Genomic DNA, 13,270 nt, shown 5'->3' with positions numbered 1-13,270 from the left:
GCCCCTGTACCTGCCTCCGCTGCCCGGTGCCAGCGCAGCGCGCCCGTCCGGGCGGGGGCGGGGCGGTCGAGCCACTCCGCCCCCGGTCCGCCCGCCGCGCGCCCGGAATCAGCGGTAGTTCACGAACTGCAGCGCGAAGTCGAAGTCCTGCCCCTTCAGCAGCGCCTGCACGGCCTGCAGATCGTCCCGGCTCTTCGAGCTGACGCGCAGCTCGTCGCCCTGGACCTGCGCCTTGACGCCCTTAGGGCCCTCGTCACGGATGATCTTCGCAACCTTCTTGGCGTTCTCCTGGGAGATGCCCTCCTCGATCGAGGCGAAGATCTTGTACTCCTTGCCGGACAGCTGCGGCTCGCCCGCGTCCAGTGCCTTCAGCGAGATCCCGCGCTTGACCAGCTTGGTCTGGAAGACGTCGAGGATGGCGGCGACCCGCTCCTCGGAGTTGGCCTGCATAAGGATCTTCTCGCCGGACCAGGCGATCGAAGCCCCGACGTTCTTGAAGTCGTAGCGCTGGGAGATCTCCTTCGCCGCCTGGTTGAGGGCGTTGTCGACCTCCTGCCGCTCGACCTTCGAGACGATGTCGAAACTGGAGTCGGCCATGTCCTGTGGCTCCTTGTATCGGGTGCGTGGAGGCGCGGCCGGAGTGCCCGGTGCGCACCCGCAAGCCTAGCCACCCGCAACCGCCCCGAGGGCTGATCAATCCGGTGGCGGAGCACCCCCGGGCATCAGGTATCGTTTACGTCGTTGCCACGGAGCACCGCCCCAGAGCGGGTGACTTTCACGGCGACATCCCATGGCGGTGTGCCCGAGTGGCCAATGGGAACGGACTGTAAATCCGTCGGCTCTGCCTACCCAGGTTCGAATCCTGGCGCCGCCACGCGATAAAGATGGCCCCTGATCTGCGGAAACGCCGATCAGGGGCCATCGTCGTTCCTGCCGTCGGCCGAGCGCGCAATCTGCCTCTGCCTCTGCCTCTGCCTCTGCCTCTGCCTCTGCCTCTGCCTCTGCCTCTGCCTCTGCCGTGTGCCGTGTGCCGGCAAGCGGTCCGGGACTCTCAGGCCCCGGTCAGGTCCAGCTCGCCCACGGTCTGATCGCCGCTCTTCTCTCCGGTCGGTCGAAAACCGAGCCGCAGGTAGAACCGCTCGGGACCGTGCTCTCCCGGCGCCCATGTCGTGGTCGCGCGTGTGTGCCCGCGCCTGCGGACCTCCTCGCACACGGACTCCACGGCGAAGCGGCCGTACCCGCGTCCCTGTTGACCGGCGGCGATGTTCAGCCGCCAGATTCCGGAGCGGAAATCGTCGTCCGAGCCGTCCGATGCGAAATTGGCCGCGAAGAAACCCATGACGAAGCCCACGAGCTGCTCACCGTCGAAGATCAGTCGAGGCCAGGCCAGCTCAGGGTGCACATATGCCTCGGCCAGTGACCGGGCGACCGGAGCCACGAGGCGCTCCTGGTAGGGCTGCACCTTCAACCGGCACGCGGCCAGAACGTTGTCCGGTGTGACCTTCTCCAGGCGCGGCGACGAAGTCATTTCGGCAGCCTATAGGCCGTCCCCGCAGGCTCGGCGGGGAAATACTGCCTGCTGGGCCACCCGGAACAGCGTGGCCTCAGTCGGCCAGCCGGAACGCCAGCTCGACCTCCCACTTGGACATGTCCGGCTCCTCCCTCGGATCGGTCAGATACGACTCCAGGCGGCAAGCCCAGCGCTCAACACCTTCGACCACCCTCATGTCCCACTCCAGACTCTGCCGCTGCGCCCACTCCCGTACGGCGGTGATGACCCCGGGCAGCTGGTCGGGATGGCCGACATGAGTGACCGTCACATACCGGCCCGCCGGCAGCACAGCGACGCCGATGTCACCCTCGGGTTCCGGCGTGGACACGACGGGCATGCCCGCCTCGACCTCCGACTCCCCTTCCATGTCAATGCTGTTGAAGCGGAAGAAGGGAGCACCGGCGAACTCCGCCCCGCGGTCGGCCAGCCAGCGGATCAACTCCGGCAGCCGGTCCGCGATCGAGGCGAAGGCGTCCATCCTTACGGACCCGCGGATGAAGGCGTAGGGCTGCTCTCCGCGTTCGACGACCGCGGGCTGGATCTCAGGCATCTGTTCCCTCATGACATCAAGGACCGTACGGAGACCGGCAATTCATCGCAGAGAGGAAATCGCAGAGAGGAAATCGCAGAGAGGAAGGAAAGGAAGAGGGAGCCACGGCTAGTTCCCTGCCACGGCCTTCACGGCAACCGTCACCGGCACCGACCCGCTGATCAGCTCCAGCGTCAGCCCCGCCGTGCCCGACGACTCCGCGATCTCCGCCAGTACCGCCGCCACATCGTCACGCGGCACCGAGCCGCGCCCGGTCGATGCCTTCAGCTCTACGAGACCGGTTCCCGCGTCGTTCGTCAGCATGCCCGGCCGCAGAATCGTCCAGTCGAGGCTCGGCCTGGACCGTACGTAGTCGTCGGCAGCGCCCTTCGCGCGCAGATAGACGTCGAACACGTCGTCGCCCGGATGCTGGGAGTCGGCGCCCATCGAGGAAACGACGATGTGCCGCCGTACGCCCGCCCGTTCCGACGCGTCGGCGAAGAGCACCGCGGCGCCGTGGTCCACCGTTTCCTTGCGAGCGGCACCGCTGTTCGGGCCTGCGCCCGCCGCGAAGACCGCGGCGCCCGCGCCCTGCAGCACCGCGGCGACCTGCTCCACCGAGGCCGACTCCAGGTCGAGCAGAACCGGTTCGGCTCCCGCTTCGCGCAGGTCGTCACCCTGTTCCGGTCTGCGGATGATGCCTGCGACCTCGTGTCCACCCGCCGAGAGCAGCCGCTCCAGGCGAAGTGCGATCTGTCCGTGTCCTCCGGCGATGACAATGCGCATGACTACGACGGTACGTCCGAAGCGCGGCCGACGCTCAGGGGCCGGGATCCGGCCGCCCCTGCCGCGGCAGCTCAAGCGCGACCGCCGCCGCAGAGTCGCAGTACTCCCGCACCGCGCTCGTCCGCGCCACCACCCGCCCCCGGTGGATCACGATCCGGCTGTACGCGAGTGACAGCACCCCTGAGATCCGCTCGCCGCGGACCGCCAGCAGTTCCGCCGGAAAACCCGCCTCCACCCGCACCTCGGGCAGCCCCATCGCCTCCCGCGCCGCCCCCGCCACCGCCCCGTACGCGTCCCGCGCCCGCATCCCGCCCTGCGAAGCCAGCAGAAACGCGGCCTCCAGCGGATCACCGCGGCCCACCGGGTTGGAGACGTCGCGCAGCGCCCCGCTGCCCGCCGCGACCCGTACGCCGGCTGCGCGCAGCAGCCGCACCGGCGCGTTGCCCCGGTGTTCGACGGGCCCGCAGCCGCCCTGCGGCACGCAGACCACCGTGACACCCGCCGCCGCAAGCTGGTCGGCCGCCCTGGAGGCGGCCTCGTGCGGCAGCCGGGCGAGCCCCGCGCACGGCCCGATCACCACCCCCGGCCGCAGCCCGCCCGCCATCGCCGCAAGGCGCCCGAGCCGGGCCGGATCGTCCCCGTGGGTGTGCAGATCGACGGGGCAGCCGTGCTCGGCCGCGACCTCCAGCACGGCTTCCGCATACCCGGTGGGATCGGGGTCGGCGTCCGGGCAGCCGCCCACAATCCCTGCGCCCATCTTCACCGCGTCCCGCAGCATCGCCAGACCGTCCGCCCCCGCCACGCCCGTGAGCAGCCGAGGCACCGCGACCGCCGTCAGATCCGCGAGCCCGCGCAGCGAGCGCCGCGCCTGCAGCACCGCCTCCAACGGGCCAAGACCCTGCACATCGCCGATCCGTACGTGCGAGCGCAGCGCCGTCGCCCCGTGTCCCAACTGCAGCAGTGCGGCCTCGGTGGCACGCCGCTGGACCTCTTCGATGTCGTACGAGACAGGCCCGGGGGAGTCGGCGGTGAGGGCGGTGTCGCCGTGGGTGTGCGGCTCGGCCGGCGCGGGCAGCAGCAGGTAGCCGCTCAGGTCGACGCGCGTGTAGTAGGGGGTGAGGCTGCCCGCGGTGCCGACCGCCTCGATGCGGCCGCCGCTGAGTCGTACGTCGACGGTGCGGCCGTCAGTGAGCCGAGCGCCGCAGAGCAGCAGCGCGGTGGTGTCCGCGGTGGCGCCGTCGGGCGGCTGCGGCTGGCTGTCGGGCATTGCGCTCCTGCGTCGGGCGGTGGGGCTCGGGCGGCGTGACGAAGGGCAAGATCACGCAGCGTGAGTCGAGCCTAGGGGCGCGTCGAGCGTGCTTCGAGGAGGAGCGCAATAGTCGTACCGGTGTGGCCACGAGTGGCGTACGGGACAGGCGGGGCGCAGACCGGTCGGGGGGCGGAGAAACGGATTTGGGCGATCGGCGACCGACCGTGTAATGTCTTCATCGCTCGCCCCAATAGCTCAGTCGGTAGAGCGTCTCCATGGTAAGGAGAAGGTCTACGGTTCGATTCCGTATTGGGGCTCTGATGTCGGTGATCCTCACCTTCGGGTGAGGGGATCCGGTATCGCAGCGGTGTAGCTCAGTCGGTAGAGCAAGCGGCTCATAATCGCTGTGTCACCGGTTCAAGTCCGGTCACCGCTACACACAGTAGCCGATTGCGGGGTCGGTCCTCCGATCGGCTACTCTTTTATGCGTTCATCCGTTCATCCGTCCGTCCAAGGAGCACTCACGTGGCTGCCACCGACGTCCGCCCGAAGATCACGCTGGCCTGCGTGGAGTGCAAGGAGCGGAACTACATCACCAAGAAGAACCGGCGCAACAACCCGGACCGTCTTGAGATGAAGAAGCACTGCCCGCGCTGCAACTCGCACACGGCGCACCGCGAAACGCGCTGAATCAGGCTCGTATACGAGGCCGTCCCCACTGGGGGCGGCCTCGTGTCGTTTGTTGTGGCCAATCCGTCAGGTCAAGCCATCAGTTCAATCGATCAGGCCAAGCCGTCAGGTCAATCCAGCAGGAGGGAGCCAGTCCATGGCGCTCGACCAGTCCTTCGTGGGGCGGACCTATCCGCCCACCTCGCCCTATGAGGTCGGCCGGGAAAAGATCCGCGAGTTCGCCGAGGCGGTGGGTGACGCCAATCCCGCGTACACCGACCAGGAGGCCGCCAAGGCGCTCGGCCACTCCGATGTGATCGCTCCGCCGACTTTCGCCTTCGCGATCACTTTCAAGGCGGCGGAACAGGTCATTCAGGACCCGCAGTTGGGGCTGGACTACGACCGGGTGGTGCACGGCGACCAGAGGTTCGCGTACACCCGGCCGGTGCGGGCGGGGGACCGGCTGACGGTCACGTCGACCATCGAGAGCATCAAGTCCCTTGCGGGCAACGACATCGTGGACATCCGCGGTGAGGTGCACGACGAGGCGGGCGAGCATGTCGTGACCGCCTGGACGAAGCTGGTGGCGCGCGCCGCCGAGGAGGTGTGAGACGTCATGACGGCGAAGATCTCTTACGCGGACGTCGAGGTCGGCACCGAGCTGCCGGCGCAGAGCTTCCCGGTGACCCGCGCCTCGCTGGTGCAGTACGCGGGTGCCTCGGGCGACTTCAATCCGATCCACTGGAACGAGAAGTTCGCCACCGAGGTCGGGCTGCCGGACGTGATCGCGCACGGCATGTTCACCATGGCCGAGGCGGTCCGCGTGGTGACGGACTGGGTGGGTGACCCGGGCGCTGTCGTCGAGTACGGCGTGCGCTTCACCAAGCCCGTCGTCGTGCCGAACGACGACAAGGGCGCGCTGATCGAGGTCAGCGGCAAGGTTGCGGTGAAGCTGGACGGCAACCGGGTGCGGGTGGACCTGACGGCGATGAGCGCCGGGCAGAAGGTGCTCGGGATGTCCCGTGCCGTGGTGCAGCTCGCTTGAGCAGGACAAGTCCTGAGCGGTACGAGTCCTGAGCGGTACGAGTCCCGAGCGCAGCGCATACGAGTAAGGGGCACCCGTCAGTAGCGGGTGCCCCTTACTTCGTGTACTTCGTGCGAAACGTTCCCGCCAGCTCTTGACTTAATTAGTGATTGGCCACTAACTTACTTCACATGGTCAGGATGAGCGCAGACGAGCGACGTGAGAGCGTCATCCGCGCCGCGATCACCGAGTTCGCGCGCGGCGGCTACAACGGCACCTCCACCGAGGCGATCGCCAAGCGGGTCGGAGTGTCGCAGCCGTATCTCTTCCGTCTCTTCAAGAACAAGCGGAAGTTGTTCCTGGCGGCGGCCCTTCGCTGCCTCGAGGAGACCCCCAAAGCCTTCGCCGACGCGCTCGAGCAGCGTCCCGACAGCTCACCGCTCGAGGCGATGGCGGCCGCGTACATGCGGATGATCAACGACAGCGACAAGCTGCTGATGCAGATGCAGACGTATGTCGCGGTGGCCTCCGCCGAGGCGGCCGGCGATCACGAGTTCGGCGAAGAGATCAGGGCTGCCTGGGCCGAGATCTGGGACTTGGCGCAGGTCGCCTTCGCCGGGGACGCGAGCGAGACGACCGACTTCCTCGGCTGCGGCATGCTGATCAACGTTCTGGTGGCGCTGGGCTTCCCCGAGGACCACCGGGTCTGGTCCGGACTCGACATGTCCGATCTCAAGGCTCCGCGCTAGGAGCACCGTCCCGTCCCCTCGGGGGTGGGTGAGTTCTGCCCGTAAAAGTTAGTCATCAATAACTAATCCTCTGGGGGAGCAATGAACCAGCAAACAGCCCGCCGCGGCAGCGCTGCCTGGGCTCTTGTCATCACCAGCGTCGCCGGCTTCATGGCGGCCCTCGACAACCTCGTCGTCACCACCGCCCTCCCCTCCATCCGCGAGGACCTGGGCGGCGCGCTGGAGGACCTCGAATGGACGGTGAGCGCATACACGCTCACCTTCGCCGTCCTGCTGATGCTCGGTGCCGCGCTGGGCGACCGCTTCGGCCGCCGCAGGCTCTTCATAGCGGGCCTGACCGTCTTCACCGGCGCGTCTGCCGCGGCTGCCCTCGCGCCCGGTATCGACGCGCTGATCGCCGCCCGCGCCGTCCAGGGCGTCGGCGCCGCGATCATGATGCCGCTGACGCTGACGTTGCTCACCGCGGCCGTCCCGGCGGCCCGCCGCGGCGCGGCCCTCGGCATCTTCAGTGCTGTCACCGGCCTGGCCGTCGCCAGCGGTCCGCTCATCGGCGGCAGCCTCACCGAGCACATCTCCTGGGGGTGGATCTTCTGGCTGAACGTACCGATCGGCCTGGCTCTGCTGCCCCTGGCGCGGCTGCGTCTGGACGAGTCGTACGCCCCCAACGCCCGGCTCGACGTACCCGGCACCCTGCTCGTCAGCGGCGGGCTCTTCGGGATCGTCTACGCCCTGGTCAACGGCCAGGCCGACGGCTGGACCAGCACCCCCATCCTGACCGGTCTGATCGTCGGAACCCTGCTCCTCGTCGCCTTCGTCCGGCACGGGCTCGTCAGCAAGAACCCCATGCTTCCCATGCGGCTCTTCCGTGACCGCGCCTTCTTCGGGATCAATATCGCGAGCCTGCTGATGTTCCTGGGCATGTTCGGCTCGATCTTCCTGCTCAGCCAGTTCCTGCAGGGCGTCGCCGGTTACTCGCCCACCGAGGCCGGCCTGCGGATGCTCCCCTGGACCGGTATGCCGCTGATCGTCGCTCCGATCGCCGGAATACTCTCCGACAAGATCGGCGGCCGCCCGGTCGTCGCCACCGGCCTCGCCCTCCAGGCCGTCGGCCTCGGGCTCTTCGCCCTGGTCCTCGAGCCGGGTGTGTCGTACGCGGTCCAGCTCCCCGGTCTGATCCTCAGCGGCGTCGGCATGGCCCTGTACTTCGCCCCGGCGGCCAGCGTGGTCATGTCCAGCGTCCGCCCCGCTGAACAGGGCATCGCCTCCGGCGCCAACAACGCTCTGCGCGAGGTCGGCGGTGCCCTGGGCGTCGCGGTCCTGGGTGCTGTCTTCGCAGCTCAGGGTGGATACCAGACCCCCGACGCCTTCACCGACGGCACCGTCCCGGCGCTCTGGATCGGCGCGGGTGCCGTGGCGCTGGCGGCGCTGATCGCCCTGCTGATCCCCGGCCGCCGCCGCATGGAGCAGGCCGCGCAGGCCGCGCAGAGCGTGTCAAAGGCGCCTGCCCAGGCCACCGAGGAGCCCCAGTCCGTCGCCGTGTGACAAGGCGCTTGGCCCGGCGCCGGACCAGGGCCAGTTGCAGGCTCAGTTCCAGGCGCATGACAAGGCGTACGAAAGTCGCCGCATGAGCCGTATGAGAAGAGGTACACGTCCACGGTCCGTGCTCCCGTCCGAGCGGCGGGCCACGGACCGTACCCTTGTCCCCGTGCAGGAACTCCACGACGTCCCCCTCGCCCCCCTGACCACCTTCCGGCTCGGCGGCCCCGCGACCCGACTCGTCACGGCGACCACCGACGACGAGGTGGTCGCCGTCGTACGCGCGGCGGACGCCGCCGGCACCCCGCTGCTGATCATCGGCGGCGGCAGCAATCTGGTCATCGGCGACAAGGGCTTCGAAGGCACCGCCCTCCGCATCGCGACGAAGGGCTTCGAACTCCACGGCACGCGGCTGGAGCTGGCGGCCGGCGAGGTCTGGACGGACGCCGTCGCCCGCACCGTGGAGGCGGGCCTCGCGGGCATCGAGTGCCTGGCCGGCATCCCCGGCTCGGCCGGTGCCACGCCGATCCAGAACGTCGGCGCGTACGGCCAGGAAGTCTCCAGCACCATCACCGAGGTCGTCGCCTACGACCGCCGCACCGGCGAGACGGTCACCGTCCCCAACGCCGAGTGCGCCTTCTCGTACCGCCACAGCCGCTTCAAGCAGGACCCCGAGCGCTATGTCGTCCTGCGCGTCCGCTTCGAACTGGAGGACGCGGACGGCCTCTCGGCTCCCCTCAAGTACGCCGAGACCGCCCGGGCCCTCGGCGTCGAGGCGGGCGACCGCGTCCCGGCCGCAGCGGCCCGCGAGAGCGTCCTGAAGCTGCGCGCCGGCAAGGGCATGGTGCTGGACCCCGAGGACCACGACACCTGGTCGGCGGGCTCGTTCTTCACTAATCCGATCCTCGACCAGGCCGCGTACGAGGTCTTCCTCGCCCGGGTCCGGGACCGCCTCGGCCCGGACGTCGTGCCGCCCGCCTTCCCGGCGGGGGACGGCCACACCAAGACCTCGGCGGCCTGGCTGATCGACAAGGCCGGCTTCACCAAGGGGTACGGCTCCGGCCCGGCCCGTATCTCCACCAAACACACCCTCGCCCTCACCAACCGCGGCGAAGCCACCACCGAGGATCTGCTGGCACTGGCCCGCGAGGTCCTCGCGGGCGTGCGCGAGGCCTTCGGGGTCACATTGGTCAATGAGCCGGTGACGGTCGGCGTCAGCCTGTAAGGACCGCCTGCAAAAACCGATGGAACCCCCCGAGCCCGCCACGTTGTCGAGTGGGTGACAGGGTCCTTCAGGACCACACTCCTCGGGGGGAGCGCCTGTGGGCGACGGCGGTTCGGCACGCGACCTGGAGTTCGCGGATTTCGTGACGGCGGCGCATACGTCGCTGCTGCGGACCGCCCGTCTGCTGACCGGCGATCCGCACACCGCAGAGGACCTGGTGCAGGCCGCGCTGGTGCGCGTCTATCTGCGCTGGGGCCGCTCGGCGGGCTGGGACTCGCCCCAGGCGTACGCGCGCAAGGTGGTCGTCAATCTCTACGCGACCTGGCGCAGGCGCCGCTGGCACACGGAAGTCGTCCGCCCGGAGAAGGACAGTGCTCCGGACGGTCACGACATGGCGGGCAGCGCGGAGGCACGGCTCGAACTGGGCCGTGCACTCGCCGCCCTGCCCCGTGCCCAGCGCGCCGTGGTGGTGCTCCGCTTCTACGAGGACCTGTCGGTGGAACAGACGGCCGAGCTGCTCGGCTGTTCGCCCGGGACGGTCAAGAGCCGTACCAACAGGGCCTTGGAGCGGCTGCGCGCGACGGGGGCGCTGGCCGGTTACGCGGGAAGGGGCACGCGATGAGCGACACGACTCACTCGGACGAGGACCTGCTGAGGCGGGGCCTGCACGAGCTGGCCGACGCGGACGGCTCCGCGGGGGCCCAGGCCGTGGACACGGTACTGGCGAAGGGCCGCCGCGCCCGCCGCGTGCGTCGCGCGGCCGTGATGTGCAGCGTGGCGGTGCTGGTGGCGGGCGGCACGGGGTTGGGGCTGCATCTGACGGACACTTCGCCGTCCCGCGCCCCGGACTCCTCGGTCGCGAGCACTGCCGGGGACCCACCGCTCGAACCGGGCACCGCCATGCCGGAAATCGGGGTCACCTACCGGTACGCCCTGCCCCTCCGGTGCGATCTGGACCACATCGTGCTCGGGGGGAAGGCCTGGACCACCAAGGACAGCGGCCTCGCGCATGTGATCAGCTGGGCTGTCCCGTTCCACAAGGTGTATCTGACGCGTACAGACGCCGACACCGTACGGATCACACCGGTCGCGGGCGGTCCGTCGTGGACGTACCACCCACACGCGGGGACGAAGAAGGGCGCTCCGTCCTGGCCGACCTGTCTGAACGATTCTCCCGGGACTCCGGGAGCGCCGGGCACGTCGGCCGAGTCGGAGCGCCCGGAGACCGGGGTCCATTACGTCCACGGGCTTGTGGAGTGCGGCCCCCGGTACCACACCTTCTTCGGCGGGAGGGAGTGGATCTCGGACAAGGAGACCTCGCTCATCGAGCACAGGCCGTTGCCGGACGGCCGGGAGACCGCCCCCTTCACCGTGCCAGGAGAGATGACCCTGACGTCGCCGGACAAGGCGCGCTTCGAGCTCCCCGGCCACGCCCCGATCACCTTCCGTCCCTACGATGGCGAACGCCCCATCTGTGCCTGACTCATTGGGGTCAGTACGCCACCCCGACCCCCTGCTTGACCGTCGCCGGGTCGTCCACCATCGCCAGCATCGCGTGCGCCACATCCGCGCGCCCGATCGTCCGCCCGCTGCGCGGATTGCCCCCGACGACCGTCCGGTACGAGCCCGTCACCGGCTTGTTCAGCAGCCGCGGCGGACGCACCGACGTCCAGTCCGTCGCACTGCGGGCCAGCTCCTCCTCCATGGCCCGCAGATCGTCGTACACGTCCCTCAGCAGCGTGTTGATCACCGCCAGCATCGTGCGGTCGAGCAGCGGCGTACCCTCCGGGGCCGGACCGAGCGGGCCCGCGCTGACCACCAGCAGCCGGCGCGTCTCCTCCGCCTCCATCGCCCACAGCACCGAGCGCGTCAGTTTCGCCGCGATCCCGGCGTCGGCGCGGCGCCGTGCCCCCAGACCCGAGAGCACCGCGTCGCGCCCGACCACGGCCGCCCGCAACGACTCGCCCTCCTTCAGGTCCGCCTTGAACACCTGCAGGTCAGGGCCTGTGATCGGGAACCGTGACGGATCGCGCACCACCGCCGTCACCTCGTGTCCCGACGCCAGCGCCTGCCGCACTATCTCCTGTCCGATGCCGCCGGTCGCACCGAAAACCGTGAGCCTCATTGCCCGCACCTCCAAGGTGGGTAAGTGTTCACTCACCCCTAGAGTGGGTAAACACTCACCCACCCGTCAAGTGCAGGTCCGGGTCCAGGTCTCCCGGTCGGAGGATCCATGCAGAAACCGGCTCGCGTCCGCATCCTCGACGCCGCCCATGAGCTCATGCTCACCATCGGTCTCGCCCGCGTCACCACCAAGGAGATCGCCAAGGCGGCCGGCTGCTCCGAGGCAGCGCTCTACAAGTACTTCGCGAGCAAGGAAGACCTGTTCGTGACCGTGCTGAAGGAGCGGCTGCCCAGGCTCAACCCGCTGCTGAGCCGGCTGGCCGAGGACCCGGGGGAGCGGAGTGTCGGGGAGAACCTCACCGAGATCGCCCGCGAAGCCGCCCTCTTCTACGCCCAGAGCTTCCCGATCGCCGCTTCGCTCTACGCCGAGCCCAAGCTGAAGCAGCGCCACGACGCGGCCATGCGTGAGATGGGCAGAGGCCCGCACATGCCCATCCGGGGCCTCGACGCCTACCTCCGCGCCGAGCAGGCCGCCGGCCGTATCAGCCCCGAAGCCGACACCTACGCCGCGGCGTCCCTGCTCCTCGGCGCCTGTGCCCAGCGCGCCTTCGCGTACGACATGACCGAGGACGGAAAACCCCCGCAGTCCGTCGAAGAGTTCGCCGCCTGCCTCGCACGCACCCTCCTGCGCGGAATCGGCTAGCCGGTCAGCCAGTCGTCGATACCGGCCTCCAGCTTGGCCTTCACCTCGTCCGGCGCCGCCGATCCCCGCACCGACTGCCTGGCCAGCTCCGCCAGTTCCTCGTCCGTGAAGCCGTGATGCCTGCGCGCCAGTTCGTACTGAGCGGCCAGCCGTGAGCCGAAGAGCAGCGGGTCGTCAGCCCCCAGTGCCATCGGCACCCCCGCGTCGTACAGCGTCCGCAGAGGCACGTCCTCGGGCTTCTCGTACACACCCAGCGCCACATTCGAGGCGGGGCACACCTCGCAGGTCACTCCGCGCTCGGCGAGCTTCCGCAGCAGCCGGGGGTCCTCCGCGGCCCGCACCCCGTGGCCGATGCGCGAGGCATGCAGATCGTCCAGGCAGTCCCGCACCGACGCGGGGCCCGTCAGCTCGCCGCCGTGCGGCGCCGCGAGCAGCCCGCCGTCCCGGGCGATCGCGAAGGCGCGGTCGAAGTCCCGTGCCATGCCCCGGCGTTCGTCGTTGGAGAGGCCGAAGCCGACGACGCCGCGCTCCGCGTACCGCACCGCGAGCCGCGCCAGCGTGCGGGCGTCCAGGGGGTGCTTCATGCGGTTCGCGGCGACCAGCACCCGCATCCCCAGACCGGTGTCCCGCGCCGCGGTCTCCACCGCGTCCAGAATGATCTCCAGGGCCGGGATCAGCCCGCCGAGCCGTGGTGCGTACGAGGTCGGGTCGACCTGGATCTCCAGCCAGCCCGAGCCGTCCTTGATGTCCTCCTCGGCGGCCTCGCGCACCAGCCGCTGGATGTCCTCGGGCCGGCGCAGGCAGGAACGCGCCATGTCGTACAGCCGCTGGAAGCGGAACCAGCCGCGCTCGTCGGTGGCCCGCAGCTTGGGGGGCTCCCCGCTGGTCAGCGCATCGGGCAGATGGACGCCGTACTTGTCGGCGAGCTCCAGCAACGTGGTGGGCCGCATCGAGCCGGTGAAGTGCAGATGCAGGTGGGCCTTCGGCAGCAGGCTGAGATCTCGTACGCGCTCCATTGCAGGATCTTGCCGCACCCGCCCGCCGCGCGGCAGCCCCTTTCCCCGATCGGGTTCTTGCCCGAACGAAGAAACGAAAGACCACCGACTCGTGTGAGCCGGTGGTCT

Annotated in this window: 16 protein-coding genes and 3 tRNA genes; 12 read left to right on the top strand and 7 right to left on the bottom strand. The window is 69.5% G+C overall.

From position 1 onward, the window contains the following. Positions 1-108: 108 nt before the first annotated feature. On the bottom strand, positions 109-597 hold the full coding sequence (locus OG729_RS16525) for a YajQ family cyclic di-GMP-binding protein (protein WP_324985431.1): 489 nt from the start codon (positions 595-597) through the stop codon (positions 109-111). Positions 598-792: 195 nt separating this feature from the next. Between OG729_RS16525 and OG729_RS16520 the strand changes: the two genes are divergently transcribed. Next, positions 793-874, top strand: a tRNA-Tyr gene (locus OG729_RS16520). Between the two features lie 177 nt (positions 875-1,051). Here the strand turns inward: OG729_RS16520 and OG729_RS16515 are convergent. The 4 genes from OG729_RS16515 to OG729_RS16500 all read right to left on the bottom strand — a co-directional run bounded on the left by OG729_RS16515 (position 1,052) and on the right by OG729_RS16500 (position 4,134). Beyond that, the gene (locus tag OG729_RS16515; protein WP_405806777.1) at positions 1,052-1,528 is read right to left on the bottom strand and encodes a GNAT family N-acetyltransferase; all 477 of its coding nucleotides are present in this window, start codon (positions 1,526-1,528) and stop codon (positions 1,052-1,054) included. 76 nt (positions 1,529-1,604) lie between these two features. Beyond that, complete coding sequence (locus OG729_RS16510; protein WP_405806775.1) at positions 1,605-2,102, bottom strand: GyrI-like domain-containing protein; 498 nt, start codon at positions 2,100-2,102, stop codon at positions 1,605-1,607. Between the two features lie 108 nt (positions 2,103-2,210). Beyond that, positions 2,211-2,867 carry an SDR family oxidoreductase gene (locus tag OG729_RS16505; protein ID WP_405806773.1) on the bottom strand — a complete coding sequence of 219 codons (657 nt, stop codon included), beginning with the start codon at positions 2,865-2,867 and terminating at the stop codon, positions 2,211-2,213. 34 nt (positions 2,868-2,901) lie between these two features. Next, complete coding sequence (locus OG729_RS16500) at positions 2,902-4,134, bottom strand: amidohydrolase family protein (RefSeq protein ID WP_405806772.1); 1,233 nt, start codon at positions 4,132-4,134, stop codon at positions 2,902-2,904. A 226-nt stretch (positions 4,135-4,360) separates the two neighbouring features. Here OG729_RS16500 and OG729_RS16495 point away from each other — a divergent pair. The 10 genes from OG729_RS16495 to OG729_RS16450 all read left to right on the top strand — a co-directional run bounded on the left by OG729_RS16495 (position 4,361) and on the right by OG729_RS16450 (position 10,801). Beyond that, positions 4,361-4,433: transfer RNA gene (locus OG729_RS16495), tRNA-Thr, on the top strand. Positions 4,434-4,479: 46 nt separating this feature from the next. Next, a tRNA-Met gene (locus OG729_RS16490) sits at positions 4,480-4,552 on the top strand. 89 nt (positions 4,553-4,641) lie between these two features. Next, a complete protein-coding gene (gene rpmG, locus OG729_RS16485; RefSeq protein ID WP_003956487.1) occupies positions 4,642-4,806 on the top strand; it encodes a 50S ribosomal protein L33 in 165 nt (54 codons plus the stop codon). A gap of 136 nt (positions 4,807-4,942) precedes the next feature. Next, a complete protein-coding gene (locus OG729_RS16480; RefSeq protein ID WP_360878727.1) occupies positions 4,943-5,395 on the top strand; it encodes a MaoC family dehydratase N-terminal domain-containing protein in 453 nt (150 codons plus the stop codon). 6 nt (positions 5,396-5,401) lie between these two features. Next, positions 5,402-5,830, top strand: coding sequence for a MaoC family dehydratase (locus tag OG729_RS16475; RefSeq protein ID WP_360878730.1), 429 nt, complete (start codon positions 5,402-5,404; stop codon positions 5,828-5,830). 170 nt (positions 5,831-6,000) lie between these two features. Next, positions 6,001-6,558 (top strand): TetR/AcrR family transcriptional regulator, encoded by a 558-nt coding sequence (locus tag OG729_RS16470; protein WP_405806771.1) that lies wholly within the window; start codon positions 6,001-6,003, stop codon positions 6,556-6,558. An 81-nt stretch (positions 6,559-6,639) separates the two neighbouring features. Next, the gene (locus tag OG729_RS16465) at positions 6,640-8,100 is read left to right on the top strand and encodes a DHA2 family efflux MFS transporter permease subunit (RefSeq protein ID WP_405806769.1); all 1,461 of its coding nucleotides are present in this window, start codon (positions 6,640-6,642) and stop codon (positions 8,098-8,100) included. A gap of 163 nt (positions 8,101-8,263) precedes the next feature. Continuing rightward, positions 8,264-9,319, top strand: a complete 1,056-nt coding sequence (locus OG729_RS16460; RefSeq protein ID WP_405806768.1) for a UDP-N-acetylmuramate dehydrogenase — start codon at positions 8,264-8,266, stop codon at positions 9,317-9,319. Positions 9,320-9,416: 97 nt separating this feature from the next. After that, positions 9,417-9,941: a SigE family RNA polymerase sigma factor gene (locus OG729_RS16455; RefSeq protein ID WP_360878742.1), complete on the top strand. Its 525-nt coding sequence runs from the start codon at positions 9,417-9,419 to the stop codon at positions 9,939-9,941. After that, positions 9,938-10,801 (top strand): hypothetical protein, encoded by an 864-nt coding sequence (locus tag OG729_RS16450; RefSeq protein ID WP_405806767.1) that lies wholly within the window; start codon positions 9,938-9,940, stop codon positions 10,799-10,801. Before OG729_RS16455 ends, OG729_RS16450 begins: the two co-directional genes overlap by 4 nt. Positions 10,802-10,811: 10 nt before the next feature. Here the strand turns inward: OG729_RS16450 and OG729_RS16445 are convergent, their stop codons facing one another. Then, a complete protein-coding gene (locus tag OG729_RS16445; protein WP_405806765.1) occupies positions 10,812-11,444 on the bottom strand; it encodes an NAD(P)-dependent oxidoreductase in 633 nt (210 codons plus the stop codon). A gap of 108 nt (positions 11,445-11,552) precedes the next feature. Here OG729_RS16445 and OG729_RS16440 point away from each other — a divergent pair, with 108 nt between their 5' ends. Next, positions 11,553-12,146, top strand: coding sequence for a TetR/AcrR family transcriptional regulator (locus tag OG729_RS16440; protein WP_405806763.1), 594 nt, complete (start codon positions 11,553-11,555; stop codon positions 12,144-12,146). On the opposite strand, the gene OG729_RS16435 is transcribed toward OG729_RS16440, so the two are convergent. Next, positions 12,143-13,162 carry an adenosine deaminase gene (locus OG729_RS16435; RefSeq protein WP_405806761.1) on the bottom strand — a complete coding sequence of 340 codons (1,020 nt, stop codon included), beginning with the start codon at positions 13,160-13,162 and terminating at the stop codon, positions 12,143-12,145. The genes OG729_RS16440 and OG729_RS16435 overlap by 4 nt on opposite strands. Positions 13,163-13,270 lie beyond the last annotated feature (108 nt).

The sequence above is a fragment of the Streptomyces sp. NBC_00210 genome (assembly GCF_045160975.1).
Taxonomy (GTDB): Bacteria; Actinomycetota; Actinomycetes; order Streptomycetales; family Streptomycetaceae; genus Streptomyces.
This window is presented reverse-complemented; position numbering and strand designations above follow the sequence as displayed.

Excerpts from the sequence above, each read along its gene's own strand:
- OG729_RS16505 (WP_405806773.1), bottom strand. The coding sequence starts at position 2,867 with ATGCGCATTGTCATCGCCGGAGGACACGGACAGATCGCACTTCGCCTG.
- OG729_RS16515 (WP_405806777.1), bottom strand. The coding sequence starts at position 1,528 with ATGACTTCGTCGCCGCGCCTGGAGAAGGTCACACCGGACAACGTTCTG.
- OG729_RS16465 (WP_405806769.1), top strand. The coding sequence starts at position 6,640 with ATGAACCAGCAAACAGCCCGCCGCGGCAGCGCTGCCTGGGCTCTTGTC.
- OG729_RS16450 (WP_405806767.1), top strand. The coding sequence starts at position 9,938 with ATGAGCGACACGACTCACTCGGACGAGGACCTGCTGAGGCGGGGCCTG.
- OG729_RS16435 (WP_405806761.1), bottom strand. The coding sequence starts at position 13,162 with ATGGAGCGCGTACGAGATCTCAGCCTGCTGCCGAAGGCCCACCTGCAT.
- OG729_RS16445 (WP_405806765.1), bottom strand. The coding sequence starts at position 11,444 with ATGAGGCTCACGGTTTTCGGTGCGACCGGCGGCATCGGACAGGAGATA.
- OG729_RS16510 (WP_405806775.1), bottom strand. The coding sequence starts at position 2,102 with ATGCCTGAGATCCAGCCCGCGGTCGTCGAACGCGGAGAGCAGCCCTAC.
- OG729_RS16480 (WP_360878727.1), top strand. The coding sequence starts at position 4,943 with ATGGCGCTCGACCAGTCCTTCGTGGGGCGGACCTATCCGCCCACCTCG.
- OG729_RS16475 (WP_360878730.1), top strand. The coding sequence starts at position 5,402 with ATGACGGCGAAGATCTCTTACGCGGACGTCGAGGTCGGCACCGAGCTG.
- OG729_RS16500 (WP_405806772.1), bottom strand. The coding sequence starts at position 4,134 with ATGCCCGACAGCCAGCCGCAGCCGCCCGACGGCGCCACCGCGGACACC.
- OG729_RS16470 (WP_405806771.1), top strand. The coding sequence starts at position 6,001 with ATGGTCAGGATGAGCGCAGACGAGCGACGTGAGAGCGTCATCCGCGCC.
- OG729_RS16440 (WP_405806763.1), top strand. The coding sequence starts at position 11,553 with ATGCAGAAACCGGCTCGCGTCCGCATCCTCGACGCCGCCCATGAGCTC.
- OG729_RS16525 (WP_324985431.1), bottom strand. The coding sequence starts at position 597 with ATGGCCGACTCCAGTTTCGACATCGTCTCGAAGGTCGAGCGGCAGGAG.